Genomic DNA, 25,393 nt, shown 5'->3' on the forward strand with positions numbered 1-25,393 from the left:
GGCGCAGGGCAGGGACGACGATGTCCCCGCGAGCTATCGCGCTGATCACGCCACCAAGGCTATCGCTCTCCACAGGGCCCCCGTCATGAGCCGTATGTGTACAAAAGCAGGCCGTGAACTTTGACGTTCTGCACAGTCGGGGCGCTTTCCCGCAGGCCGTCGGCCCGTGCCGGGCCTCCCGCTAGGCCGCCAGGCGCTCCGCCTCGGCGACGGCCTCCTCCAAGGTGTCCACCACAGGCACCCCTACGGATTCCAGACTCGCCCGGCTGTGCGAACCCCCCGTGTACAGCACCGCTCTCGCCCCGACGTGCAGCGCGGCCACCGCGTCGTCCGCGGCGTCGCCGATCACCACCGTGCGCTCGGGGTCCACGCCGCCGAGCGACCTCAGGTGGCGCACCATGTGCTCGGCCTTGCTGCCCCCGGACGGCCCGGTGCGCCCGTCCACCCGTATGAAGTGCGGCTCGATGCCGAATCCGCGCACCAGCGGCACGAGCTCCTCGTGCACGTACATGCTCAGGATCGACTGGCTGCGCCCGGCCGACCGCCATCCGGCCAGCAGCTCCACCGCCCCCACGGTCAGCTCGCACGCCACCCGGTGCTCCGCGTAGTACCGGTGGAAGATGTCGTCCATGACCAGCCACTCGGCATCGGTCGGCAGCCGCCCCATCAGCCGCTCGTAGAACTTCGGCACCGGGACGCAGTACAGCTCCCGGTACTTCTCCAGCGTCAGCGGCTCCAGCCCCAGCTCGGCGAAGGCCGCGTTCGTCGCCCCGATGATCGCGTCGATGTCGTGGAACAGCGTGCCGTTCCAGTCCCAGACGATGTGCCCGCCCGTCTTCGTCCCCATGCCCAAAACGTACCCGGCCCCACTGACAAACAGGAGATCGGGCCGCGAAGCGCCCCCGGCGGACGGGAGCCCGGCCGGCTCAGTTCCCGCGCCCCACCAGATTCGGGATCTCCTGGGTGGCGAACCAGAGCAGCTCGTGGTCCTCCGCGCCGTCCACGACGAACTGGGCGTCGTCGTCCCCGCCGTCCGCCGCCGGCAGGGCGTCGGCCGCCGCCGCCACGTCCGCTTCCGCGTCCGCCGCGTCGACGTGCACCGCCGCCGCCTTCGCCAGCGGGACCGCCCCCGCGACCCGCACCTCGCCAAGTGCCGCGGGGTCGAGCCCCCGGCCGGGGTCGGTGGTCGCGGCCCGGTCGGCGACGTCCACGGCGACCACGACCCGGCGCCGCTGCGCCTGCGGGTCGGCGGCCAGCAGGCGCAGCGAGGCCAGGGCGGCCCGGCTCAGCGCGGCGTACTCCAGCTCCTCGATGTCGTCGGAGAGGTACCACTCGCGCAGTGCGGGCGTCACGGCGTAGGCGACGAACGGCCCGCCTCCCAGCTCGCCCGTCGTGTGCGCCTCGGCGAGGGCGGGGAGGGTCAGGGGCACGTAGACACGCATGGCTGGCCGCTTTCCTGGAGGGGGTCGGAGGGTCGGTCGGTGGTGGGGTCTGCGGGGGGCCGGGCCGGCCCTGGACGGGCCGTGCGGGCCGGCCTCGGTGCCGGAACCCGCCGCGGGTGCCGGGGAGGCCTGGACGGCCCTCAGGATACGTGCGCGGTGTCCCCTTTCGAGTCCCGCCCCGTGCCGCCGGCGGCGTCCACCCCGCTCCCGGGATTCACCCTTGTCGGCCCCGTGGCGGCGGGCTCCACACCTCGGACACCACCCGGATAAGTGAACCGCCGGGGTCCTCGACACGGGTGCCGGTCGCCTTGCCGTGGGCTTCGCACAGCCCGTACAAGATCACCGACCACGAAGTTACTCCCCGGTACCCACCGGGCCCGCGAACGGGGACCCCCATGTACAAGGTCATGACCAGGGCCTGGCGCCCGGCCGTCACTCCACCCACCGCAGGACCCGCCACACCCCCTCCGGGCAACCGGGAAGCCGACCCCCGAACCCGCACCTCCGACACCACCACCCCACCCCGCAACCCCGGTGGCGGCATCACCCGCACGTCCTCTGCCCGCACCGACCAGCAGCCCCGCACCTCCGCCGGCACCGCCCCGCCCCGCAGCCCCGGCGGCGGCACCACCCGGACGACCGCTGCCGGGGGCCGGCCCCCTGCCTCCACGCGCGGCAAGCGTTCCCACACGCGCCCCGGCGACACCCGCCCGCCCACTCCCTCCGGCACCCGCCGCACCCCCTCGCGTGCCGTCGCCGGGGCGCAGCGGGGCACCGCGCCTGTTCCCACGGGGACGCACACGCCCTTCGCGGAGGCGCCCCCGGGAGGAGCCACCCAGACCCCGGTCCCGCTGCCCGCCACACCCCGCGTGCCGTCCCGGACGCCCCGTAGGCCGGTCCCCCACCCGCTTCCCACCGACCGCTTCGCCGACCTGCTCCTCGCCGTGCTGAGCGGCCACCGCCCCGTCCACTCGATGCTGCGCCACACCCGTGGCCGCGCCTACGACGAACTGGCCTGGCTGGCCGAGCGCGGCCCGCTGCGCACCCGTGGCGCCCGGCCGGTCGTGCGGGACATCGGCTACTGCGAGCCCCGCCCGGGGGCCATCGAGGCCTTCGCCCGCATCGGTGCCGGCGACCGGCTGCGCGCGATGGCCTTCCGCCTCGAACTCGGCCAGGACCTGCGCTGGCGCTGCACGGCGGTCGAACTCGGCGGCCCCCGCCCGCCCCGCACCGCCGCGGACTGACCGGCCCCCTGGGTCCGCTCCGGCGAGGTTGGCCCGGGCATGGCGACGGGCCGGACACCCAGGGGTGTCCGGCCCGTCGGACCGTCACGGCGCTGCCGTGTCCGTCACTTCTTGCGGCGGCCCCGGCCCTTCGCCTGCTTGCGCCGCTCCGCGCGGGTGAGACCGTCGGCGGCGGAGCGCACCGGCTCGCCGTCCTCGGTGAAGTCGCCCTCGATCGTGCCGCCCTCGCCGTCGACCGTCGGCGCGGAGAAGTGGAGGTTGCGCCGCTGCGGGACGTCGAGCCCCTTGGCGCGGATCTCCGGCCGCGAACCGGCCTGCGCCGGCACCGCGTCCTGCTTCTCCAGGTCGGCCACCGGCTTGGCGTCCTCGACCGGGACCTCCTCGACCTGCTGCTCGACCTGGACCTCCAGGTTGAACAGGTAGCCGATGGACTCCTCCTTGATGCCCTCCATCATCGCGGTGAACATGTCGAAGCCCTCGCGCTGGTACTCCACCAGCGGGTCCTTCTGCGCCATCGCGCGCAGGCCGATGCCCTCCTGGAGGTAGTCCATCTCGTAGAGGTGCTCGCGCCACTTGCGGTCGAGGACCGACAGCACGACCCGGCGCTCCAGCTCACGCATGATCTCGGAGCCGAGCTGCGTCTCCCGCGCCTGGTACTGCTCGTGGATGTCGTCCTTGATGGAGTCGCCGATGAACTCGGCGGTCAGCCCGGCGCGGTCGCCGGCCGCCTCCTCCAGCTCCTCCACCGTGACGCTGCACGGGTAGAGCTGCTTGAACGCGCCCCACAGCCGGTCCAGGTCCCAGTCCTCCGGGAAGCCCTCGGCGGTCTCGGCCTGGACGTAGGCGTCGATGGTGTCGTCCATGAAGTGCTGGACCTGCTCGTGCAGGTCCTCGCCCTCCAGGACGCGGCGCCGCTCGCCGTAGATGACCTCGCGCTGGCGGTTGAGGACCTCGTCGTACTTCAGGACGTTCTTGCGGGTCTCGAAGTTCTGCTGCTCGACCTGCGACTGCGCGGAGGCGATCGCGCGCGTGACCATCTTGTTCTCGATCGGCACGTCGTCCGGGACGTTCGCCATCGACATCACGCGCTCGACCATCTGCGCCTTGAACAGCCGCATCAGGTCGTCACCGAGGGAGAGGTAGAACCGGGACTCGCCGGGGTCGCCCTGACGGCCGGAACGACCGCGCAGCTGGTTGTCGATGCGCCGCGACTCGTGCCGCTCGGTGCCGAGCACGTAGAGGCCGCCGAGCTTCTCGACCTCGTCCTTCTCGGCCTTGACGGCCTTCTCGGCCCGCTCGAGCGCCTCGGGCAGGGCCTGCGCCCACTCCTCGATGTGCTCCTCGGGGTCCAGACCGCGCTGGCGCAGCTCGGCCTCGGCGAGGTCCTCGGGGTTGCCGCCGAGCTTGATGTCCGTACCGCGGCCGGCCATGTTCGTGGCCACCGTGACCGCGCCCTTGCGGCCGGCCTGGGCGACGATCGTCGCCTCCCGGTCGTGCTGCTTGGCGTTGAGCACCTCGTGCTGGATGCCGCGCTTGCTGAGCTGCTGCGAGAGGTACTCGGACTTCTCGACGGAGGTGGTGCCGACGAGGATCGGCTGGCCCTTGCGGTGCTTCTCCTCGATGTCGTCGACGACCGCCTCGAACTTGGCGACCTCGGTCCGGTAGATCAGGTCCGACTGGTCCTTGCGGACCATCGGCCGGTTGGTCGGGATCGGCACCACGCCGAGCTTGTAGATCTGGTGGAACTCGGCGGCCTCCGTCATGGCCGTACCGGTCATGCCGCACAGACCCGGCTGTTCCTTGCCGCTGTGGTCGTGGCGCTTGTAGAGGCGGAAGAAGTTCTGGAGCGTGATCGTGGCGAGCGTCTGGTTCTCGTCCTTGATCGGCACCCCTTCCTTCGCCTCGATCGCCTGGTGCATGCCCTCGTTGTAGCGGCGGCCGGCGAGGATACGTCCGGTGTGCTCGTCGACGATCATGACCTCGTCGTCGATGATGACGTAGTCCTTGTCCTTCTTGAACAGTTCCTTCGCCTTGATGGCGTTGTTCAAGTAGCCGACCAGCGGGGTGTTCACCGACTCGTAGAGGTTGTCGATGCCCAGCCAGTCCTCGACCTTGGCGACGCCGGACTCGTGGATGGCGACCGTGCGCTTCTTCTCGTCGACGTCGTAGTCGCCGGTCTCCTCGATGCCCTTGAGGGGCTGGCCGGCCTCGCCGCGCTTGAGGCGCTTGACCAGCTTGGCGAAGTCGCCGTACCACTTCGTGGCCTGGTCGGCCGGGCCGGAGATGATCAGCGGCGTCCGGGCCTCGTCGATGAGGATGGAGTCGACCTCGTCGACGATGGCGAAGTTGTGGCCGCGCTGGACGAGCTCGTCCTGGGACCACGCCATGTTGTCGCGCAGGTAGTCGAAGCCGAACTCGTTGTTCGTGCCGTAGGTGATGTCGCAGGCGTACTGCTCGCGGCGCTGGGCCGGCGTCATGTTGGCGAGGATGCAGCCGACACTCAGACCCAGGAAGCGGTGGACGCGGCCCATCATCTCGGAGTCGCGCTCGGCCAGGTAGTCGTTGACCGTGATGATGTGGACGCCCTCGCCGGACAGCGCGTTCAGGTACGCCGGCAGCGTGCCGACGAGGGTCTTGCCCTCACCGGTCTTCATCTCGGCCACGTACCCCATGTGCAGGGCCGCGCCGCCCATCATCTGCACGTCGTAGTGACGCTGGCCGAGGACGCGCTTGGCGGCCTCGCGGACGGTGGCGAAGGCCTCGGGCAGCAGGTCGTCCAGGCTCTCACCGTCGGCGTACCGCTGCTTGTACTCATCGGTGAGGGCCCTCAGCTCGGCGTCGGAGAGGTCGACGAAGTCCTCTTCGATGGAGTTGACCTGGTCCGCGATGCGGTGCAGCTTGCGCAGGATCTTGCCTTCGCCTGCACGCATGATCTTCGAGAGGACGGACACGGGGGTTGGTCTCCTTGCCGGTCGGGCCTGGGACGGTTGGTTACCACTTGACGTACTGAGCAACGGCCATCGTATGCGAGGACCCCGCCGCGCCGGGAGGGCCTGCCGTGACGGCTACCGTCCGCTGCTTCCAATCTGATTCACGTGTGTTCCATGAAGGACAACGCCCGGGGCCCTCGGATGGTGCCGCATCCCCCCGCGGACTTGCACGAAGCGTGATCGACACGTCACCACGGGCAAAGGGATGGCCCCCACGGACCCACTCCGAGCAGAATCGGCCGATGGACCCCGTCACCCTCTCCACGGACCGCCTCCTGCTGCGCACGGTCGGCCCTCAGGACGCCGACGCGGTGTACGAGGCCTGCCAGGACCCCGACATCCGGCGCTGGACCACGATCCCCTCTCCCTACCTGCGCGAACACGCCGAGAGCTTCACGGAGCAGATGGCCCCGGACGGCTGGGCGGACGGCTCCATGTTCACCTTCGGCGTCTTCCTGCGCTCCGGAGAGCTGGCGGGCATGCTCGGCCTCACGATGCGCGGCCTCGGCACGGCCGAGATCGGCTTCTGGGGAACGCGGCGGCACCGCTCCCGCGGCTACATCACCGAGGCCACCCTCGCGGTGTGCCGCTGGGCCTTCACGGATCTCGGGCTCGACCGCGTCGAGTGGCGCGCCGAGGTGGGCAACCGGGCCTCCCGCGCGGTGGCGGAACGCGCCGGTTTCACGATCGAGGGCACGCTGCGCGCCGCCACGAACAACAAGGGAGTACGCCGCGACACCTGGGTGGGCTCCCTGCTCCCCTGCGACCTGGGCCTGCCGTCCACGGCCCCGTACCTGCCCGCGGAACGGACGCAGCCGTGAGGCCGCCGGTTTCTCCCCAGGTCACCGCGGACTGTCAGTCCCACCCCCTATCGTGCGGAGCATGACCACCCCGCGCCCTCTCACAGAGCTCTCGGCGGACGAGGCCCGCAGAATCGCGCTGCGCGCCCAGGGCTTCCTCGGCGCCCCCGACCGCCGCGCCGGTGTCCGCGGCGTCCTGCGCCACCTGGGCGCGATACAGCTCGACACCATCTCGGTCCTGGCCCGCTCCCACGAGCTGGTCCCCTACGCCCGGCTGGGCGCGGTCGGCCGCAGGACCGTCGAGGACGCCTTCTGGCGGGACACGCACGCCTTCGAGTACTGGTCGCACGCCGCCTGCATCCTGCCCATCGAGGAGTGGCCGCACTTCGCGTTCCGCCGCCGCGCCTACCGCAACCGACCGCACTGGAACCACCAGCTGCCGGACGGCGCCTACGACCAGGTCATCAAGCAGCTCCGCTCCGAAGGCCCCCTGACGGCGACGGAGTTGGGTGGCGCCAAGAAGACGAACGACTGGTGGGACTGGTCGGGCTCGAAGGTCGCCGTGGAGCGCGCCCTGATGTACGGCGAGGTGGTGTGCGTGGAGCGCCGCGGATGGAAGCGCGTCTACGACCTCGCCGAGCGCGCGATCCCGGAGCCGCTGCTGCACGACGAGCTGGACGACGCGGAGTGCCTGCGCCGCCTGGTGGCTCTGGCGGGCCGGTCCCTGGGGGTGGGCACGCGGGCGGACATCGCCGACTACCACCGCCTCAAGGGCGAGCAGGTCGACGCGGTGATCGCCGACTCCGGGCTCGTCCCGGTCACGGTCGAGGGCTGGTCGAAGCCGGCCTGGGCCGATCCGGCGGCGCTGGCGTCTCCCCCGCGCGGCCGTCACCGCACGACCCTGCTGTCCCCCTTCGACTCCCTCATCTGGGAACGGGCGCGCACGGAGCGGATCTTCGGCTTCACCCACCGCCTGGAGGCCTACGTGCCCCGGCAGAAGCGGATCCACGGCTACTTCGCGATGCCGGTCCTGGCAGGCGGCCGGCTAGTCGGCCGCGTGGACCCGGCCCGCGCGGGCAGCACGCTCGTGGCGAAGCAGGTCACGCTCGACGGTCCCAAGGCGGTTCCCGCCGTCGCCCAGGCCCTGGCCGAGGCGGCGACCTGGGTGGACTGCACGGACGTCCGCGTGGAGCGGGTCGACGCCCCGGACCTGCGCGCCGCCCTCGTGACGGAGCTGGCCCGACTGACCGCGTGATCGCGAGACGTGGCCGTTGCGCGACCGCCGTTGTGTGATGGCCTTTGTGTGACGGCCGTCGTGCGACGGCTGTTGCGCGACGGCCGTCAGTCCGCGCCCGTCCGGCGTCAGCGGATCTCGAGGATCTTCTCGCGCATCGCGTACACCACCGCTTCCATCCTGGAGTGCAGCTGCAGCTTCTCCAGGATGTTGCGCACATGGTTCTTCACGGTGTTCTCGGAGATGAACAACTCCTTGGCGATGTCCCGGTTGTTCATACCCGTCGCGACGAGTTTGAGGACTTCGAGTTCACGGTCCGTCAGACGCGGGGCGGGCACCAGCCGGCGCTCGTCCGTGCGCTGGATCATCGACTTGAACTCGGTGAGCAGTTTCGACGCCATGGACGGGCTGATCTGCGACTGCCCGTCGGCCACCGCGCGAATGGCGGTGGCCACCTCGTCCGTGGAGATCTCCTTGAGGAGATAACCGGTCGCGCCCGCCTTGATGGCGTCGTAGAGGTCGGCTTCCTCGTCGCTGATCGTCAGCATGATGATCTTCGCGCTGGGAGCCACTTCCTTGATGGAGGTGCAGGCCTCGATCCCCCCGCGCTTGGGCATCCGCACGTCCATCAGAACGATGTCCGGCAGCAGATCGGCGGCCTTCTCGACGGCCTCGGCGCCGTCACCCGCCTCCCCGACGACCTGGATGTCCTCCTCGGCCGCGAGCACGATCTCCAGACCCCGGCGGAACAGCGCGTGGTCGTCCACCACGAGGACTCTGATCGGTTCCTTGCGTGGAGTCCCCGTGTCCGGGCCCATGCCGACGACGCCGCCGGCATCACCGTCACGCATCGGTCCGAAGCTGTCCGCCATCGTTCCTCCCCCTGAGGCTGTGGCCTGTGGTCCTGAGCCATCGCCAACCCAGAGCAACGACCCACCGGTTGGGCCGTGGCCCTCATGATTCCATGCCCGGGCGGCACCGGGGTGACGGAGCGGGGCGCGAAGTGGTCGCACAGGGGTGCCCCTGGGGGCGCACACGCGCTCCAGGGGCACCTGCTCCGCTGTCACCCGGCGTGGTCAGCCGCCGAGCGCACCGCCCGCCTCGGGAGAGTGCGACTGGGTGACCATCGTGTCCGTCCTGAGGTGGATCACGCCGTAGTCGTAGGCGTGCCGCCGGTAGACGACACTCGGTTCCTTGGTCTCGGAGTCGACGAAAAGGTAGAAGTCATGCCCGACCAGCTCCATCTCGTAGAGAGCCTGGTCGAGGGTCATGGGTGCTGCGACGTGGGTCTTCTCGCGGACGACGATGGGGCCGTCACCCTGTACTTCCAGCGAGCCGATCTTCTTCGTCGGGACGGCCGACTCGGACTCCTCCTGGTCGGCGGAGGTCGCCAGGCCGTTGCCGTTGAGCGTCGCCACACCCGGGACGTGGTCGGCGACCTCGGCGGCCGGGATCCGGCGCGCGCCACGACGCGAGAAGCGCTTGTCGTGCTGCCGGCGCAGCCGGGCCTCCAGCTTTTCCGCCGCCAGGTCGAGCGCCGCGTACGGATCGCTCGCCGCTGCCTCCGCCCGGATCACCGGACCGCGGGAGCGGAGAGTGATCTCCACCCGGTCGCAGCGGTCGGCCTGCCTGGGGTTGGGCTCCTTGGACACCTCGACGTCGAGGCTGATCACCTTGCCATCGAGCTTCTGGATCTTCTCCAGCTTCAGCTTCTCGGCCACGTGCTTCCGGAACCGCTCGGGCACCTCGGTCTTGCGGCCCTTGACGACGATGTCCACGCAGAACTCCGTTCCCGGATCGCTCCGCTTCTCTGCGGAGCGTCTCCCTTTTGCACCAGGTTCCGGTGAGTCCCGGAACCTCGGACTCGGTGACTTCCACCTCCTCCCCCATGAGCGAGATCTCCACTCCACCGGTGCGGGTGATGAACACAAAACCCGCAGCACGGCATTCGGATTCGAAGAGGTGTGGCCTGCGGCTTTCCCTCTCAACCGAACATATCTCGCCCGGACGGATGTCGTCACCCTCTACTGCGGCGTACCTCCGTTCAGGTGAATAGGTCTTCTCATTACCTGCAACGACACAAGATCTCAGTCAGTTCCGGTTTATTTCGAAAGAGTCCGGTGGCGCCGCGACCACTGCCGCGCACACCACATCGACGCCCCGGCAGACGCCGTTCACGCTCGCGTTTTCCTGCCGCCCGGACCGTCGACCCGTCCTCTCCCCTCTTGATCCGACGTTCTGTTCTTCTCTGCCTTCCCAGGTCTCTCCCCCGTACACGGACGAGCTGCCCGTGGCGTTCGGAATCGGCCCCGCCGCCGGCCCGGGCGAGGCCGCGCGCAGGGCACGAGCGGCCTCCGCGAGGGACGCCCCCGTGGTCATCAGGTCGTCGACAAGGACGACCCGCCCGCCGGAGAGCAGCCCGGCTCCCGCGGGGACCACCGCCAGTGCGCCGGCGAGATTCTCCGTCCGCTGCCGGGAGTTGAGCACCGACTGGTCCGCGACGGCCCGCCGCTGCCGCAGCACCGCGAGCACCCGGGCCGCCACCCGGCACCTGCGCAGTTCGCCCGCCGCCGCGAGGGCGATGCGCCGGGCCGGATCATGTCCCCGGGCCCGGACCGCCCGCCGCCCGGACGGCACCGGTACGAGCAGCACCGGAGCCCCGCTGCCCACGCCTCTTCCCGCCGTCGGCCGAGGCCGGGCTGCCGCACCGTCCGAGAGGCCGCCCAAACCCGCCCGCACGGCCCCGGCCAGGGCCACACCGAGCGGTCCGGCCAGCGCCAGCGCACCCCGCTCCTTGTGGGCCAGCAGCGCGGCCCTCACCTCGTCCTCGTACGGTGCCGCCGCGTGCACCTCAGGCAACCCGGGCGGCTCCGGGTCCGGCCGTACCCGGCACGCCCCCGTCCGGCCGAGCACCGCACGGCACGGCCCGCACAGCACCGCACGGGGCGCCCCACAGCCCCCGCACTCCCCCGGCAGCACCAGCTCCGAGAGCTCCCGCCACCAGTCCCGCATCGCCATCGCCATGGCCATCACCCCCGCACGGCCACCACTCTGCCGACCGGGCCACGACCCTGCCACCCCTGTGGAAAACGGCCTGTGGACAAGCCGGGGCGGACAGACAAGCCCGTCACTCACACGAGTGAGGCACACAGCCCGGGTCGGGCCGGCTCCCGGCCCAGGGCACGCATCTCACGCCCGCAGCCGACAGCGGGCAGCCACGGCAGGCAACCCTCCGGCGGGCAGCCACGCAGGCAACCGCGGCGAGCAGCCACGGCGAGCACCCGCGGCAGGCAACCGCGACGGGCCGCCCCGCAAGGGCCCGCCCCCGGGGAGGTCACCGACCACCGGACCGGCAGGCGGGCAAGCGGGCAAGCGGGCAAGCGGGCAGACGGGACCGCCTCACCCCGGATAGACCGGCGCCGTCCCCTCCGTCACCTTCTGCCACTGCGCCCCCGACGGCAGCCGCACGATGCCGTCCACCGAGTTCGCCACCAGCGGCAACTGGTCATCCTCGGAGGCCGTGACCTCCTTGACGCCCGACAGGGCCGCGGGCGCCGGCACGTCCGGCGTGGAACCGTCGACCTGCACGTACCGCATCTGCTCCACGCCGCCGTGCTCGCGGCCGACCACCACGAGCCGGCTGTCGCCGGCCCACGACACGGTGGTCACCTTCTCCAGCTCGGGCGTGGGGGAGCGGAGTTCGACGACCCGCACGTCGGGCTGCCCGTCGGCCCTCTCGTCCCGCTCGATCAGCCCGATGAGCAGCGTCTTCTTGCCGCCCTTGTCCACGACCAGCGCGATCCGCACCCCGTCCGCGGCGACCCGGACGGACTGGATCCGCCCGTCCAGCTCCGGGGTGCGCACCTCGACCGGCTCGCCCTTCCCCTCCTCCAGCAGGAGCAGCCGGGGGTCGTCCGGATCCCGGTCGGCGATCCACAGGCCGTCGTCGGCGTCCCAGCTCGGCGTCGTCAGCCGGTCCGTCTCGCTCGGGCCCGCGCTGCGCAGCACTGGCTCGCCCAGCGACCCGCCCGAGACCAGCGACCCCACGTACAGCGACTTGCCGTCGAGACCGACACCGGCCGCCCTGTGCTCGTCGCGTGAGACCGCGGCCGACCGCAGGGCCGTCTCGCCGTCGCCGAGCGCCCCGGGCGCCGGGTCGGTGTCGGTGCCGTTGCCGACCGAGGTCCGGACGAGCCGGTGCTTGCCGTCGAGGAAGTACAGGAAGTTCGGGGGGCGTGCCGTGGTGCGGAAGGCGGCCGCGTCGGCTCCCTCCCGCGCGAGGGTGCACAGCTCCGCCCCGCCGGCCCGCAGCTCGACCGATTCCACGGTGGGGCTGAAGTTCCGCAGCGTGAACAGCAGCTGGGCCGCCATCTCCTCGCACCGGTTGGTGCCGACGCCCGCGGCCTTGTCATTGAGCGGGACGGTCAGCCGGTTGCGGTCGTCGGGAGTCAGCGCGCCCGCGTTCTTCGCCAGTGCCGTGCCGGTCGGGAAACTCGACCGGACCACCGGCCCGAGCCACCGGTTCGGCCCGTTGAGCAGGGAGTTCACCATCTGCTTCACGGGCTCGACGCGCCTGCGCACGTACACGGGGTCGGCGACGGCCGTGGGCTGGCTGTCCGCGGCCGCTTCGGCGGTGTTCGAGGCGAAGTAGTACTTGCTGGCGGACATGTAGTTGCGCTGGAAGTCCGACTGCCCCATGACGACCCCCTGCGGCAGTGCGTCGATCCGCCACTGCCGCTTGCGGTCCTGCGTCAGGTGCACCGTCCTGCCGTACGCCCCGGTCGCCGGCGCGTAGGACTGCTGCGCGTCCACGGTGGCCACCTTGGTGCCGGTCAGCATGTACGACATCTCGCCGGTGTCCTCCCGGCCGTCCGCGCCCACGGCCTTCGCGCCGGGCCCGTCCGTCAGCACGGTGGTGGACACCTCGGGACGCCATGTCTTCGCGGCGTCGCCCGTGAGGTACTGCCGTGCCGTCTTGTAGTCGGGATCGTCGCTGGTCAGCGCCTCGAGGAAGCCCTGCACGATGTCCTGGGGCCTGGCGTCCTCGCCCGGCGGCACGGCGAACACCCGCACCTGGGTCTCCTGGCGCGGCGTGGACTCCACGTCCCTCAGATCGCCGCTGTCCGGCATCGAGGCACACCCCGCCAGCACCAGGACGCCCCCAGTGGCGAACGCCGTCACGCGCGCGTGCCTGCGCCGGCCGCGCCCCTCGCGGTCAGCGCCCACGAGATGCCTCCCCCTGCCTGTGCGCATCCGCCGGCCGGGTCTCCCCGCCGGCGGCTGCGGCTGCCTCGTCCCTGTTCGCGGTCCCCGGTCCGTTCGCGCCCGGGTCCCGGTCGGCGCCCGTCGAGGCCCCGGTCGGGTCACCCCCGGCGGCTCCCCCGGCTCCCGGGTCCCGGTCCTGGGCCGGACGCCCGGTGCCCGAGGCCGGTCGGGGCACCACGCGTGAGCCGTTGCCGGGCAGGGCCGTCGGGTCCGCCGTGGGCGGCACCGCGGCCGCACGCGGCGGTATGGGATCGCGGGTCGCGCCCGTCGCGGATCCACCCGCCGGCTGCGCCGGTACGGTGGCCCGCTTCTCGCCGTCCCCGCCGCCGCAGGGCAGCCCGGCGTCGTCGAGCCCCCGGTTGCGCCGGGAGTCCTTCGGCTCCAGCGGTATCGGCGATCCCCGCAGCGGCTCGTCCGCCGTCCTGGGCAGTGTCAGCCGGAACTGCGAGCCGCCACCCGGCTCACCCCACGCCTGGAGCCAGCCGCCGTGCAGCCGCGCGTCCTCCAGGGCGATGGACAGCCCCAGGCCGGTACCGCCCGTGGTACGCGCGCGTGCCGGGTCGGCCCGCCAGAAGCGGCTGAACACCCGGGTCGCCTCCCCCGGCTTCAGCCCGACCCCGTAGTCCCGCACCGCGACGGCGACCGCACCGCCGGCCGCGGCGAGCCGGACGACGACGTCCTTGCCCTCGCCGTGCTCGACGGCGTTCACCACGAGGTTGCGCAACACGCGCTCCACGCGCCGCGCGTCCGCCTCGGCGACGACGGGCTGCTGGTCGCCCAGCACCCGTATCCGGGTGCCCTTGCGCTCGGCGAGCGGCTCGGCTCCGCTGACCACCCGCCGGACGACGTTCCTGAGGTCGATCGGCTCCGCCTCCAGTGCCGCCGCTCCCGCGTCGAACCGGCTGATCTCCAGCAGGTCCGCGAGCAGCGACTCGAACCGGTCCAGCTGGTCGGCCAGGAGCTCCGCCGACCGCGCGGTCACCGGGTCGAAGTCCTCGCGCGCCTCGTGGATGACGTCCGCGGCCATCCGCACGGTCGTCAGCGGCGTCCGCAGCTCGTGCGACACGTCCGACACGAACCGCCGCTGCATCCGCGACAGGTCCTCCAGCTGGCTGATCTTGAGCTGGAGGTTCTGCGCCATCTTGTTGAAGGCCTCACCGAGCCGCGCGATGTCGTCCTCGCCGGTGACCTTCATCCGCTCCTGGAGCCGCCCGGCCGACAGCCTTTCGGCGATCCCCGCGGCCATCCGGACCGGCGTGACGACCTGCCGAACGACGAGCCAGGCGATGGCCCCGAGCAGCACGACCACGAACAGCCCGGCCGTCGCCAGCGTGCCCTTCACCAGGCTCAGCGACTTCTCCTCCTGGGTGAGCGGGAAGAGGTAGTACAGCTGGTACGGGTCGCCGTTGGGGTCGTTGACCTGCTTGCCGATGGCCAGGCCGGGCTGGGAGTCCTTCGTCTCGTTGTTGTACGTGATGCGGGTGTAGCTCTGGGCGGCGGCGGTGCCGCGTCCGACCCGTTCGCGCAGGGCGGCGGGTACGCTCTCGCTCCAGTTCACCTCGCCCGAGGCGCGCTGGCCGCGGCCGTCCGCACCGGCCGCGTCGGAGGCGGGGAGCGTCACCACGTCGAAGGCGCCCTGACCACCACTGGACAGCGACGAGACGAGGTCGCTCATCCACTGGGTGACGTTCTGCGCGGAGCGGCCGTCACCGGCCGGGACGTCGTCGCCGGTGCTGCTCGCGGGCTCGTCGGCGCGCTGCTTGGCCACCGCGAACCCGCCGGTCGCCTGGCTCTGGGACGCCTTCACCTTGGCGTCCAGCAGGCCGTTGCGCACCTGGCCGATAACGACGAAACCGAGCAGCAGGACCACGCCCAGCGACATCAGCAGCGTCGTGACGACGACCTTGAGCTGGATGTTGCGCCGCCACAGCCGCATGACGGGCAGCAGCGGCCTGCGCACCCACCGCATGAAGAGGCGGATGACCGGGCTGCCCTGCACCCCGCCCTGGAGCAGTCCGCCGTCCAGGAGGCGTGCCCAGCGCGAACGGGTCTTCCTCCGCCCGACAGGCCGCCCCGGGCGGGCCCCGGACCGGCCGGGCGCCGAAGCGGCACTGTCACCGGACATGTCAGCTCGGTCCTGCCTTGTACCCGACACCACGGACCGTCACCACGATCTCCGGCTTCTCCGGGTCCTTCTCGACCTTGGAGCGCAGCCGCTGCACGTGCACGTTGACCAGCCGCGTGTCCGCCGCGTGCCGGTAGCCCCACACCTGCTCCAGCAGCACCTCGCGCGTGAACACCTGCCACGGCTTGCGCGCCAGCGCGACCAGCAGGTCGAACTCCAGCGGCGTGAGCGCGATCGACTGCCCGTCCCGCTTCACGGAGTGCCCGGCCACGTCGATGACCAGGTCACCGATGGCGAGCTGCTCCGGAGCCGGCTCCTCGGACCTCCTGAGCCGCGCCCGGATCCGGGCCACCAGCTCCTTCGGCTTGAACGGCTTCACGATGTAGTCGTCCGCGCCCGACTCCAGGCCCACGACGACATCGACCGTGTCGCTCTTGGCCGTGAGCATCACGATCGGCACACCCGACTCCGCCCTGATCAGGCGACACACCTCGATGCCGTCCCGGCCGGGAAGCATCAGATCGAGCAGCACCAGGTCGGGCTTGGACTCGCGGAAGGCGGCCAGCGCCTTGTCGCCGTCGGCCACGAACGACGGCTCGAAACCTTCACCACGCAGCACGATGCCGAGCATCTCGGCAAGTGCGCTGTCGTCGTCGACGACAAGGACTCGTCCCTTCATAAACGACATCATCCCATTCTCATAACAGTGGCGAAGGCAGTGGTGAGGTAGGTCACCGGCCAGTGACCATAGTCGCAGCAAGCGCCACTGTCTGCCCTGGCCCGCCCGCCCATGATCCCTGCCAGGGACGCCGCCCCGGCCGGCACCCCGGCGCAACGATCACCACGCCACCACCAGCCCTCGGGCAAAGGACGGGCACCACACCACAACCAGCCCCCGGGCAAAGGACGGGCACCACACCACCACCAGCCCCCGGGCAAAGGACGGGCACGGGCCCCGAACACACCGAAGGGGCGAGGCGCCACACAGGCCGCCCCGCCCCGGGCGAGTCCGCCCCGCCCTCTCGGTGGGCCGCCGCTCAGCCCGTCGCCGCCCTGGGCGACCGCGCGCACACCTCGGCGAGCGCCTCCGCGGTCACCGGCGAGACGACGCCCTCTTCCGTCACGATCGCCGTCACCAGCTCGGGCGGCGTCACGTCGAACGCCGGGTTGTACGCCTGCGTGCCCAGCGGCGCGATCGGGATACCGCCGCCCGCCTCCACACCGGCCACCGGCACCTGCGGCGCCACCACCTCCGTCACCTCGTGGCCGGCCCGCTGCTCGACCTCGATCGACGCCCCGTCCGGCGTGTCCAGGTCCACCGTCGTCACCGGAGCCACCACGATCAACGGCACGTGGTGGTACCGCGCCAGCACCGCCAGCGGATAACTCCCCACCTTGTTCGCCACCGAGCCGTCCGCCGTGATGCGGTCCGCCCCGATCAGCACCGCGTCCACCTCGCCGGCGGCGAACAGCGACCCCGCCGCGTTGTCGGTGAGCAGCGTGTACGCCATCCCGCTGCGAGCCGCCTCGTAGGCCGTGAGCCGCGCGCCCTGGAGCAGCGGACGCGTCTCGTCCACCCAGAGCCTCCGCAGCCGCCCCCGGCGGTGCGCGGCGAGCGCCACCGCGAACGCCGTCCCCTCACCGCCCGACACCAGCGAACCGGTGTTGCAGTGGGTGAGCACCCGGTGTCCGCCACCGGGCAGCAGCTCGTCCAGGAGCGCCAGGCCGTGCTCGGCCATCCGCTCACTGGCCTGGGCGTCCTCCCGGTGCAGCTGCCGCGCCGCGGCCAGGGCCGCCGCGGCCGCCTGCCGGAGGTCACCGCCCTCGGCGAGCGCCGCCTCGTGCGCCGCGCGGGCCCGCCGGACCCCGACGGCCAGGTTCACCGCCGTCGGCCGGGCACTCGCCAGGGCCTCCGCGGCCTCGTCCACGTCGAAACCCCGCACGGCGGCGAGCGCGACGCCGTACGCGCCCGCGATGCCGAGCAGCGGTGCCCCGCGCACGGACAACGAGCGGATCGCCTCCACCAGGGCGGACGCATCCGTGCAGACCAGTTCGACCTCCTCGGCCGGCAACCTGGTCTGGTCGAGCAGGACCAGAACCGGCCCTTCCGGTGGCTCTTCCCAGCGGATCGCCGGGATCTCGGTCGGCCGCTTGTCATCGCCGCTGTGCGCGTACTGATCAGCCATGCCGTCAGTCTGCCCCCTTTCGCGCGGACAATTGAAGGTACGCAGCCCCTACCGCGGCCGGTCACTCCAAGACCACCCCATGGCACGATGGCTGCCAACCTGCCGCCGCGACCGCGGACGGGCACCGTGAAGGAGCGACGATGAACGACACTCCGGGCTGGGCCTCGCCCGGATCCGCCCCGTCCGAGGGGCAGAAGCCGGATGCGTCCGGCCCTGCCGATCCCGCCGACCGCCCCGGTCCCGCACAGCCCGCGCACCCCGGGCAGCCCGCGCACCCCGCGGACCAGCCTGGACAGCAGGGTCAGGCCCCGCAGGGCCCCGGCCCGCAGTGGTCGAAGGAACAGCCGCCACCGGCGCAGTGGTCCGCGCCCGGAGGCTCCTCCGGCCCGGGCCAGGCTCCTCCGCCCCCGCCGCCCGGCCCGGGCTGGGGCCACCGGCCTCCCGGCGGTTACGGCGGCCACGGCCCCGCAGGCCCGGGCCACGGCGGCTACGGACACCCCGGCGGCTGGGGAGGCGGCTGGGGCGGCCCGCCGCCCGCCGCCAAGCCCGGTGTCATCCCGCTCCGCCCGCTCGGCGTGGGCGAGATCCTCGACGGTGCCGTCTCCACCATGCGCACCTACTGGCGGACCGTCCTGGGCATCTCGCTGACCGTCGCGGTCCTGACCGAGATCATCGTCGTGCTGTTCCGGGGACTGGTCCTCGACGACTCCAGCACCGAGGCCCTGAACGACCCGAGCGCCACCCTCGACGAGCTGAGCCGCGCCATGGGCGACGCCATGCTCGACTCGACGGTCATCTTCGTGATCTCCCTGGTCGGCACCGTCGTCGCCACCGCCCTGCTCACCACCGTCACCAGCCGCGCCGTACTCGGCAAGTCCGTGAGCATCGGCGAGGCCTGGCGCGACGCGCGCCCCCAGGTCCTCAAACTGTTCGGCCTGATCTGCCTGTTGCTGCTCATCACCGCCGGCATCGTCTTCGTCGGCACCCTGCCGGGCATCCTCGTCTCGGTCGCCGGCAGCACCGGCGCGGGCATCGCCCTGGCCGTCCTCGGCATCATCGGCGCCACCATCGTCGCCCTGTGGCTGATGATCCGCTTCTCCCTGGCCTCGCCCGCCCTGATGCTGGAGAAGCAGGGCATCAAGAAGGCCATGGCCCGCTCCGCGAAGCTGGTCCAGGGCACCTGGTGGCGCATCTTCGGCATCCAGCTGCTCGCCACGATCATCGCGAACGTCGTCGCCTCGATCATCGTCATCCCGTTCACCTTCCTCGCCGGCGCGCTCAGCGGGGACGGCATCACGGGCTGGCTCGAATCCGGCGGGGGCGGCCTCGGCTGGACGTTCCTCATCATCAGCGGCATCGGCTCGGTGATCGGCTCGATGATCACCTTCCCCATCACGGCCGGTGTCACCGTGCTCCTCTACATCGACCAGCGCATCCGCCGCGAGGCCCTCGACCTCGAACTGGCCCGCGCCGCCGGCGTCCAGGGCTACGGCTCCACCCCCGGCGCCACCCCGCGGAGCTGATGCGGTGAGCCGGGCGGGGGAACTTCTCACCACGGCGCTGCCCCGCGCCACCCTACGGACGCTGCAACGGGCCGGCGACATCTCCACGCTGTCGCCGGCCCGCTCCGCCGACGACCCACCGGTCACCATCCCGCGCGACCCGGCGCGGGAGGCGGCCCGGCGCGAGCTGTCCAAGCGGATGTACCACGAGAACGACCCGAGCCTCTTCCAGCGCGCCCTCGACGCCTTCTGGGAGTGGGTCGACGACCTCTTCCGCACCGCCTCGTCCGCCACCCCCGGCGGCCCGCTCGGCCTGGTCGTCGTCGTCCTGGCCGTCGTCGCCGTGCTGGCCGCCCTGTGGTGGCGACTCGGCACCCCGCGCCGCCAACCCGCTGCCTCGGCCGCCCTGTTCGACGACCGCCCCCGCAGCGCCGCCGACCACCGCGCCGCCGCCGAAGCACACGCCGCCCAGGGCCACTGGACCCAGGCCGTCCAGGAACGCACCCGCGCCCTCGTCCGCGCCCTCGAAGAACGCGCCCTGCTCGACGTCCGCCCCGGCCGCACCGCCGACGAGGCAGCCGCCGAAGCCGGCCGGGCCCTGCCCGCCCACACCGACCGACTCGGCTCGGCCGCCCGCGACTTCGACGACGTCACGTACGGCGGCCGCACCGGGACCGAAGAGGCGTACCACCGCGTCGCCGGACTCGACCGCGACCTGGAGCACACCAAGCCCCACCTCGCGACGAGCGGCGCGGGCACCGCGCCCGACGCACGCCGGGGAGCCGCCGAATGACCACCGAGGCCACGCTCCCCGCCACCTCGGCCTCGCCCACCGCACGCCAGGTCTGGACCCGCACGCGCGGCATCGCGCTCGCCCTCGTCCTGCTCCTCGCGGGGGCCGTCGTCATCGCCCTGCTCCGCTCCGACGCCCGGCACGGCCAACTCGACCCGCGCTCCGCCGACCCCGGCGGCAGCCGCGCGGTCGCCGAACTCCTCGCCGACCGGGGCGTGGACACCCGCGTCGTCACCACCCTGGACGAGGCAGCCGCCGCGACCGGCGAGGACACCACCCTCCTGGTCGCCGTCCCCGACCTGCTGACCCGCAGTCAGCAGACCCGGCTGCACAGCGCCTTCGCGGACTCCGGCGGCCGCACCGTCCTGGTCGCCCCCGGCAGCGCCTCCGCCGAACGACTCGCCCCCGGTGTCACCGCCGACCCCGCCACCAGCCTCGACTCGGCACTCTCCCCCGACTGCGACCTGCCCGCCGCCCGCCGCGCCGGCACCGCCGAAACGGGCGGCATCCGCTACACCACCACCCACCTCGGCGCCGACGCCTGCTACCCCAGCGAACGCCTGGCCACCCTGCTGCGCCTCCCCGCCGACCAGGGCGACGGCGACACCGTCGTCCTCGGCGCGCCCGACATCCTGCTCAACGACCGCCTCGACGAGCAGGGCAACGCCTCGCTCGCCCTCCAACTCCTCGGCTCGCGCCCCCATCTGGTCTGGTACCTCCCCTCGCTCTCCGACACGTCGGCCACCGGCGACGACGACGAACGCGGCTTCTTCGACCTGCTCCCCTCGGGCTGGCTCTGGGGCACCCTGCAGCTCTTCATCGCCGCGGCCCTCGCCGCCCTGTGGCGGGCACGCCGACTCGGCCCCCTCGTACCCGAACAACTGCCCGTCGCGATCCGCGCCTCCGAGACCGCCGAAGGCCGCGCCCGCCTCTACCGCAAGGCCGACGCCCGCGACCGCGCCGCCGACGCTCTCCGCTCCACCACCCGCACCCGCCTCGCCCCCCTCGTAGGCGTCCCCGTCACCCAGGCGCAGACGCCCGAGGCCCTGCTGCCCGCCCTGTCCTCCCACCTCCACGGCGACGGACAGGACCTGCACACCCTCCTCTTCGGACCACCGCCCAGCGACGACGCAGCACTCATCGCACTCGCCGACCGACTCGACGCCCTCGAAAGAGAGGTACGCCGTCCATGATGGACCCGACCACTGACAACGCCGGGCAGAGCGGGAAGCCGGGCGACGCCCGGGCCTCCCTGGAGGCCCTGCGCGCCGAGATCGCCAAGGCCGTGGTCGGCCAGGACCCCGCCGTGACCGGTCTCGTCGTCGCCCTGCTCTGCCGCGGCCACGTCCTCCTCGAAGGCGTCCCCGGCGTCGCCAAGACCCTCCTGGTCCGCGCCCTCGCCTCCGCCCTCGAACTCGACACCAAGCGCGTCCAGTTCACCCCCGACCTCATGCCCAGCGACATCACCGGCTCCCTGGTCTACGACGCCCGCACCGCCGAGTTCTCCTTCCAGCCCGGCCCGGTCTTCACCAACCTCCTGCTCGCCGACGAGATCAACCGCACGCCCCCCAAGACCCAGTCGTCCCTCCTCGAAGCCATGGAGGAACGCCAGGTCACCGTCGACGGAACCCCCCGCCCCCTCCCCGAGCCGTTCCTGGTGGCGGCGACGCAGAACCCGGTCGAGTACGAGGGCACCTACCCCCTGCCCGAGGCCCAGCTGGACCGCTTCCTGCTCAAGCTCACCATCCCGCTGCCCTCCCGCCAGGACGAGATCGACGTCCTCACCCGCCACGCCGAGGGCTTCAACCCCCGCGACCTGCAGGCCGCCGGCGTACGCCCCGTGGCGGGCCCGGCCGACCTGGAAGCGGCCCGCGCAGCCGTCGCCAAGACGACGGTCTCCCCGGAGATCACCGCCTACGTCGTCGACATCTGCCGCGCCACCCGCGAGTCGCCGTCCCTCACCCTCGGCGTCTCCCCCCGCGGTGCCACGGCCCTCCTGGCCACCGCCCGCGCCTGGGCCTGGCTGACCGGCCGCGACTACGTCATCCCCGACGACGTGAAGGCCCTCGCCCTGCCGACCCTCCGCCACCGCCTGCAACTGCGCCCCGAGGCCGAGATGGAGGGCGTCACGGCCGACTCGGTCGTCACCGCGATCCTCGCCCACGTCCCCGTCCCCCGCTGATGGCGCTCACCGGACGCGCCGCCCTCCTCGCGGCCCTGGGCTCCCTCCCCGTCGGGATCTGGGAGCCCAGCTGGGCGGGCGTTCTCGCGGTCAACGCACCCCTGGCCGTCGCGTGCGCCTGCGACTACGCCTTGGCCGCCCCCGTACGCCGTCTGAGCCTCACGCGCTCCGGTGACACCTCCGTGCGCCTGGGCGACACCGCGGACGTGACCCTCACGATCACCAACCCGTCCCGCCGCCCGCTGCGGGCCCGTCTCCGCGACGCCTGGCCCCCGAGCAGCTGGCACCAGGGCACGGAGACCGACGCCTCCCGCCACCGGCTCACGATCCCCCCGGGCGAACGCCGCCGGGTCACCACCCGCCTGCGCCCCACCCGCCGCGGCGACCGCCGGGCCGACCGCGTCACCATCCGCTCCTACGGGCCCCTCGGCCTCTTCGCGCGTCAGGGCACCCACAAGGCCCCCTGGGCGGTCCGCGTCCTGCCCCCGTTCACCAGCCGCAAGCACCTGCCCTCGAAGCTCGCCCGGCTGCGCGAGCTCGACGGCCGCACCAGCGTCCTCACCCGCGGCGAGGGCACGGAGTTCGACAGCCTGCGCGAGTACGTGCCCGGCGACGACACCCGCTCCATCGACTGGCGCGCCACAGCCCGCCAGACCACGGTCGCCGTCCGCACCTGGCGCCCCGAACGGGACCGCCACATCCTCCTGGTCCTGGACACCGGCCGCACCTCGGCCGGCCGCGTCGGCGACGCCCCGCGCCTCGACGCCTCTCTGGACGCGGCCTTGCTCCTCGCCGCGCTCGCCTCCCGCGCCGGGGACCGCGTCGACCTCCTGGCCTACGACCGCAAGGTCCGCGCCCTCGTCCAGGGCCGCACGGCAGGCGACCTCCTCCCGGCGCTGGTCAGCGCCATGTCCACACTCGAGCCCGAACTGGTCGAGACGGACGCCCGAGGCCTGGCGGCCACCACCCTGCGCACCTCCCCCCGCCGGTCCCTGATCGTCCTCCTCACCACCCTGGACGCCACCCCGATCGAGGAGGGCCTGCTGCCGGTCCTGGGCCAGCTCACCCAGCGGCACACGGTCCTCTTGGCCTCCGTGGCGGACCCGCACATCTCGACGATGTCCGAGTCCCGCGGAGACATCGACGCCGTGTACGAGGCGGCAGCAGCGGCCCAGGCCCAGACGGAACGCCTCCGCACAGCAGAACAACTCCGCCGCCACGGCGTCACCGTCGTCGATGCCACCCCCGAAGACCTGCCCCCCGCACTGGCAGACGCCTACTTGTCCCTGAAATCCGCCGGCCGCCTCTGACACCGAGTCATAGGGGACGGCCGAACAGCGATCAGTCAGTACTGCGCGGCCCTTGTGAAACTGCGAGGGGCGCGGATCATCGGCTGGTGGGCAGGGCTCTGAACGCCCGCCGGTACGCCTGGGGCGTCGTGCCGAGGTGCCGGGCGAAGTGGTGGCGGAGGTTGTCGACGGTACCGAAGCCCGTGCGGTGGGCGATAGCGGTCACCGGGTCGTCCGTGGTCTCCAGGTGGTGCTGCGCGAGCAGGACCCTCTGTCCGGTCAGCCACTGCAACGGCGTGGTCCCGGTCTCCTGCCGAAAGCGTCGAGCGAAGGTCCGTGGGGAGAGGTGGGCACGGTAGGCCATAGCGTCGACGGTCAGATCCTGGTCGAGGTTGGCTTCCACCCAGGCCAGGACAGGGGCGAGGGACCCGGTCCCCTCCCGGGGGAGGGGGCGTTGGCGGTACTGGTGCTGGCCGCCGTCCCGGTGCGGGGGCGTGACCATGCGGCGGGCGACTGCGTTGGCGACGGCGCTGCCGTGCTCCTTGCGGATGAGGTGGAGGCAGGTGTCGACGCCGGCGGCGGTGCCGGCGCCGGTGATGACCGGGTCCTCGTCGACGTAAAGCACGTCCGACTCGACCCGGGCACGCGGGTAGCGGCGGGCGAGTTCGTCGGAGTAGCGCCAGTGCGTGGTACAGCGTCGGTCGTCGAGCAGCCCGGCCTCGCCCAGGAGGAAGGCCCCGGTGCAGATGCTCAGGACCCGAGCGCCACGCTTCACAGCAGCCCGCAGTTCCTCGGTCAGGTGGTCCGGCTGGCCCACGTTGAGGTCGTAGGCCGGGACGCAGATAAGGTCCGCCGAGGCCAGCCGCTCCAGGTCGTGCCGGGCCCGCACCTCGAAGCCGTGGCGGGTCGGCACGCTGTCGCCGGTGGCCGAGACAAGAGCGAAGTCGTACGCGGGCAGCGCGTCGTCGCTGCGGTCGATCCCGAAGACCTCGCAGAACACGCCCAGCTCGAACGCGTGGGCACCCGGGAGGGCCAGGACGGCGACATCGTGAAGCACAGGCTCCCGATCTCCTCTTGCGACGCTGGCAGGAATTTCAGCCTACCTGACGTTTCTGCCACTCTCAGGTCGGAGTATCGGCCTGGAAGGCTCGCAGGCGTTCATCCATCCCGCCGACAGCTAGGCACAGCGCATGACCACGCAGACCCCCGCCACCAACGCCGCCCTCTCGTCCCAGGCTGCCCAAGTCCTGCGTGGGCTTGCGCTCGACGAGGAGCTGAAGTGGCGCGTCCCGGACGACCCGGTCCTCGGCCCTCTGGCCCGCAAAGTTGCCCGGCGGTACGTCGCCGGTGAAACCCTGCCCGACGCTCTGGATCGGGCGCAGCAGGTCCTGGCCGCCGGCCACCGCGTGAACGTGGAGTACATGGGCGAGAGCTGCCGCGACCCGCAGCGAGCCACGGAAGAGACCGACACGTTCATCTCTGCGGCCCGTCTGCTGCCACCCGGGTGCTCGATCTCCCTCGACCTGTCCCACATCGGCCTCGCCGTCGATGCGGAGCTCGCCCTTGCCAACGCCTCCCGCATCGCCCAGGCCACCGCCGACACCGGGCGGGAGATGGTGATCTCGGCCGAAGGCTCCGACAGGACCGACGAGGTTCTTGCCCTGCACCACAAGTTGTGCGAGCGGTTCGACCATGTGGGCATCACCGTCCAAGCACGCCTGTATCGCACCGCAGACGACCTGCCGGAGCTGCTTTCCCGCCCCGGCCGCATCCGACTGGTCAAGGGCGCCTTCCTCGAACCTGAGGCCATCGCCCACCGGCGCGAGGCGCCGGCCCTGACCGCCGCCTATCTTGCGTACGCGCAACAGTTGGCCGACTCGGGCCATCTGTGCTCCTTCGCCACCCACGACTGGGATCTGATCAACCGCATTGACCAGCACCTCGAAGGGAAGGGTGCCGATCCCACTCCTTGGGAGTTCGAGACTCTCCTCGGTCTCGGGCCCGATCGCCTCCAAGCGATGGCCGAGCGCGGCCACCCCACCCGGGAGTACATCGTCTTCGGCACGGAATGGTGGCTCTACGTCTGCAACCGCATCGCCGAAGACCCCCAGCGCCTGCTCCAAGCCCTCGTCGACGCGGCCGCATGACCACCACCTGATCCGATCAACTCGACCCGACAGGCAGGAGAGGGAAGTGCCTTAAACGCAGAAAACCCCCGCATCTCTCGATGCGGGGGTTTTCCCAACAATTGTTCGGCGGCGTCCTACTCTCCCACAGGGTCCCCCCTGCAGTACCATCGGCGCTGTAAGGCTTAGCTTCCGGGTTCGGAATGTAACCGGGC

Annotated in this window: 20 protein-coding genes and 1 rRNA gene; 9 read left to right on the forward strand and 12 right to left on the reverse strand. The window is 72.1% G+C overall.

Translation table 11 applies throughout. The annotated features are described in order from the left end of the window. Positions 1-181 precede the first annotated feature (181 nt). Positions 182-847, reverse strand: coding sequence for an HAD family hydrolase (locus ACZ6ZN_RS12790; protein WP_398109964.1), 666 nt, complete (start codon positions 845-847; stop codon positions 182-184). A gap of 79 nt (positions 848-926) precedes the next feature. Next, a complete protein-coding gene (locus ACZ6ZN_RS12795) occupies positions 927-1,442 on the reverse strand; it encodes a DUF6912 family protein (protein WP_469645601.1) in 516 nt (171 codons plus the stop codon). A 395-nt stretch (positions 1,443-1,837) separates the two neighbouring features. Between ACZ6ZN_RS12795 and ACZ6ZN_RS12800 the strand changes: the two genes are divergently transcribed. Beyond that, the gene (locus ACZ6ZN_RS12800; RefSeq protein ID WP_469645603.1) at positions 1,838-2,686 is read left to right on the forward strand and encodes an Rv3235 family protein; all 849 of its coding nucleotides are present in this window, start codon (positions 1,838-1,840) and stop codon (positions 2,684-2,686) included. Positions 2,687-2,790: 104 nt separating this feature from the next. On the opposite strand, the gene secA is transcribed toward ACZ6ZN_RS12800, so the two are convergent. Further along, a complete protein-coding gene (gene secA / locus ACZ6ZN_RS12805) occupies positions 2,791-5,637 on the reverse strand; it encodes a preprotein translocase subunit SecA (RefSeq protein ID WP_398109961.1) in 2,847 nt (948 codons plus the stop codon). Positions 5,638-5,918: 281 nt separating this feature from the next. Here secA and ACZ6ZN_RS12810 point away from each other — a divergent pair, with 281 nt between their 5' ends. Next, the gene (locus ACZ6ZN_RS12810) at positions 5,919-6,497 is read left to right on the forward strand and encodes a GNAT family N-acetyltransferase (RefSeq protein WP_469645607.1); all 579 of its coding nucleotides are present in this window, start codon (positions 5,919-5,921) and stop codon (positions 6,495-6,497) included. Between the two features lie 61 nt (positions 6,498-6,558). After that, positions 6,559-7,731, forward strand: a complete 1,173-nt coding sequence (locus ACZ6ZN_RS12815) for a winged helix-turn-helix domain-containing protein (protein WP_469645609.1) — start codon at positions 6,559-6,561, stop codon at positions 7,729-7,731. A 107-nt stretch (positions 7,732-7,838) separates the two neighbouring features. Here the strand turns inward: ACZ6ZN_RS12815 and ACZ6ZN_RS12820 are convergent, their stop codons facing one another. The 7 genes from ACZ6ZN_RS12820 to mtnA all read right to left on the reverse strand — a co-directional run bounded on the left by ACZ6ZN_RS12820 (position 7,839) and on the right by mtnA (position 17,286). Beyond that, positions 7,839-8,582, reverse strand: coding sequence for a response regulator (locus ACZ6ZN_RS12820; RefSeq protein ID WP_398109958.1), 744 nt, complete (start codon positions 8,580-8,582; stop codon positions 7,839-7,841). 204 nt (positions 8,583-8,786) lie between these two features. Then, positions 8,787-9,488 (reverse strand): ribosome hibernation-promoting factor, HPF/YfiA family, encoded by a 702-nt coding sequence (gene hpf, locus ACZ6ZN_RS12825; RefSeq protein WP_398109957.1) that lies wholly within the window; start codon positions 9,486-9,488, stop codon positions 8,787-8,789. 313 nt (positions 9,489-9,801) lie between these two features. Further along, complete coding sequence (locus ACZ6ZN_RS12830; RefSeq protein ID WP_469645702.1) at positions 9,802-10,722, reverse strand: ComF family protein; 921 nt, start codon at positions 10,720-10,722, stop codon at positions 9,802-9,804. A gap of 387 nt (positions 10,723-11,109) precedes the next feature. After that, complete coding sequence (locus ACZ6ZN_RS12835; protein ID WP_451880101.1) at positions 11,110-12,936, reverse strand: LpqB family beta-propeller domain-containing protein; 1,827 nt, start codon at positions 12,934-12,936, stop codon at positions 11,110-11,112. Beyond that, on the reverse strand, positions 12,926-15,100 hold the full coding sequence (gene mtrB / locus ACZ6ZN_RS12840) for an MtrAB system histidine kinase MtrB (RefSeq protein WP_469645613.1): 2,175 nt from the start codon (positions 15,098-15,100) through the stop codon (positions 12,926-12,928). The genes ACZ6ZN_RS12835 and mtrB overlap by 11 nt, the downstream gene beginning before the upstream one ends. 1 nt (position 15,101) lies before the next feature. Then, on the reverse strand, positions 15,102-15,791 hold the full coding sequence (mtrA, locus tag ACZ6ZN_RS12845) for a two-component system response regulator MtrA (RefSeq protein WP_189561841.1): 690 nt from the start codon (positions 15,789-15,791) through the stop codon (positions 15,102-15,104). Positions 15,792-16,137: 346 nt separating this feature from the next. Continuing rightward, positions 16,138-17,286 carry an S-methyl-5-thioribose-1-phosphate isomerase gene (gene mtnA, locus ACZ6ZN_RS12850; protein ID WP_469645616.1) on the reverse strand — a complete coding sequence of 383 codons (1,149 nt, stop codon included), beginning with the start codon at positions 17,284-17,286 and terminating at the stop codon, positions 16,138-16,140. Positions 17,287-17,426: 140 nt separating this feature from the next. On the opposite strand from mtnA, the gene ACZ6ZN_RS12855 reads away from it, so the two are divergent. Genes ACZ6ZN_RS12855 through ACZ6ZN_RS12875 form a run of 5 tightly spaced genes read left to right on the forward strand, consistent with a single transcriptional unit; the run spans position 17,427 to position 23,073 of the window. Next, positions 17,427-18,809: a DUF7847 domain-containing protein gene (locus ACZ6ZN_RS12855; RefSeq protein ID WP_469645620.1), complete on the forward strand. Its 1,383-nt coding sequence runs from the start codon at positions 17,427-17,429 to the stop codon at positions 18,807-18,809. Between the two features lie 4 nt (positions 18,810-18,813). Beyond that, entirely contained in the window at positions 18,814-19,581 is a 768-nt protein-coding gene (locus tag ACZ6ZN_RS12860; protein ID WP_469645622.1) for a DUF4129 domain-containing protein, read from the forward strand. Then, a complete protein-coding gene (locus ACZ6ZN_RS12865) occupies positions 19,578-20,774 on the forward strand; it encodes a DUF4350 domain-containing protein (protein ID WP_469645624.1) in 1,197 nt (398 codons plus the stop codon). Before ACZ6ZN_RS12860 ends, ACZ6ZN_RS12865 begins: the two co-directional genes overlap by 4 nt. Next, complete coding sequence (locus ACZ6ZN_RS12870; protein WP_469645704.1) at positions 20,774-21,763, forward strand: AAA family ATPase; 990 nt, start codon at positions 20,774-20,776, stop codon at positions 21,761-21,763. Before ACZ6ZN_RS12865 ends, ACZ6ZN_RS12870 begins: the two co-directional genes overlap by 1 nt. Continuing rightward, on the forward strand, positions 21,763-23,073 hold the full coding sequence (locus ACZ6ZN_RS12875) for a DUF58 domain-containing protein (protein ID WP_469645626.1): 1,311 nt from the start codon (positions 21,763-21,765) through the stop codon (positions 23,071-23,073). The genes ACZ6ZN_RS12870 and ACZ6ZN_RS12875 overlap by 1 nt, the downstream gene beginning before the upstream one ends. A 76-nt stretch (positions 23,074-23,149) precedes the next feature. Here ACZ6ZN_RS12875 and ACZ6ZN_RS12880 read toward each other — a convergent pair whose 3' ends face one another. Continuing rightward, complete coding sequence (locus tag ACZ6ZN_RS12880; protein ID WP_469645629.1) at positions 23,150-24,109, reverse strand: GlxA family transcriptional regulator; 960 nt, start codon at positions 24,107-24,109, stop codon at positions 23,150-23,152. 133 nt (positions 24,110-24,242) lie between these two features. On the opposite strand from ACZ6ZN_RS12880, the gene ACZ6ZN_RS12885 reads away from it, so the two are divergent. Beyond that, complete coding sequence (locus ACZ6ZN_RS12885; protein WP_469645631.1) at positions 24,243-25,199, forward strand: proline dehydrogenase family protein; 957 nt, start codon at positions 24,243-24,245, stop codon at positions 25,197-25,199. A gap of 103 nt (positions 25,200-25,302) precedes the next feature. Here ACZ6ZN_RS12885 and rrf read toward each other — a convergent pair. After that, positions 25,303-25,393, reverse strand: a 5S ribosomal RNA gene (gene rrf, locus ACZ6ZN_RS12890); the annotation flags it as partial.

This window comes from Streptomyces sp. NPDC053665 (assembly GCF_055585285.1).

Coding starts and splice junctions, on each gene's coding strand:
- mtnA (WP_469645616.1), bottom strand. CDS start 17,286: ATGGCTGATCAGTACGCGCACAGCGGCGATGACAAGCGGCCGACCGAG.
- ACZ6ZN_RS12830 (WP_469645702.1), bottom strand. CDS start 10,722: ATGCGGGACTGGTGGCGGGAGCTCTCGGAGCTGGTGCTGCCGGGGGAG.
- ACZ6ZN_RS12865 (WP_469645624.1), top strand. CDS start 19,578: ATGACCACCGAGGCCACGCTCCCCGCCACCTCGGCCTCGCCCACCGCA.
- ACZ6ZN_RS12870 (WP_469645704.1), top strand. CDS start 20,774: ATGGACCCGACCACTGACAACGCCGGGCAGAGCGGGAAGCCGGGCGAC.
- mtrB (WP_469645613.1), bottom strand. CDS start 15,100: ATGTCCGGTGACAGTGCCGCTTCGGCGCCCGGCCGGTCCGGGGCCCGC.
- ACZ6ZN_RS12855 (WP_469645620.1), top strand. CDS start 17,427: ATGAACGACACTCCGGGCTGGGCCTCGCCCGGATCCGCCCCGTCCGAG.
- ACZ6ZN_RS12885 (WP_469645631.1), top strand. CDS start 24,243: ATGACCACGCAGACCCCCGCCACCAACGCCGCCCTCTCGTCCCAGGCT.
- ACZ6ZN_RS12790 (WP_398109964.1), bottom strand. CDS start 847: ATGGGGACGAAGACGGGCGGGCACATCGTCTGGGACTGGAACGGCACG.
- ACZ6ZN_RS12875 (WP_469645626.1), top strand. CDS start 21,763: ATGGCGCTCACCGGACGCGCCGCCCTCCTCGCGGCCCTGGGCTCCCTC.
- ACZ6ZN_RS12800 (WP_469645603.1), top strand. CDS start 1,838: ATGTACAAGGTCATGACCAGGGCCTGGCGCCCGGCCGTCACTCCACCC.
- ACZ6ZN_RS12820 (WP_398109958.1), bottom strand. CDS start 8,582: ATGGCGGACAGCTTCGGACCGATGCGTGACGGTGATGCCGGCGGCGTC.
- ACZ6ZN_RS12795 (WP_469645601.1), bottom strand. CDS start 1,442: ATGCGTGTCTACGTGCCCCTGACCCTCCCCGCCCTCGCCGAGGCGCAC.
- mtrA (WP_189561841.1), bottom strand. CDS start 15,791: ATGATGTCGTTTATGAAGGGACGAGTCCTTGTCGTCGACGACGACAGC.
- ACZ6ZN_RS12810 (WP_469645607.1), top strand. CDS start 5,919: ATGGACCCCGTCACCCTCTCCACGGACCGCCTCCTGCTGCGCACGGTC.
- ACZ6ZN_RS12815 (WP_469645609.1), top strand. CDS start 6,559: ATGACCACCCCGCGCCCTCTCACAGAGCTCTCGGCGGACGAGGCCCGC.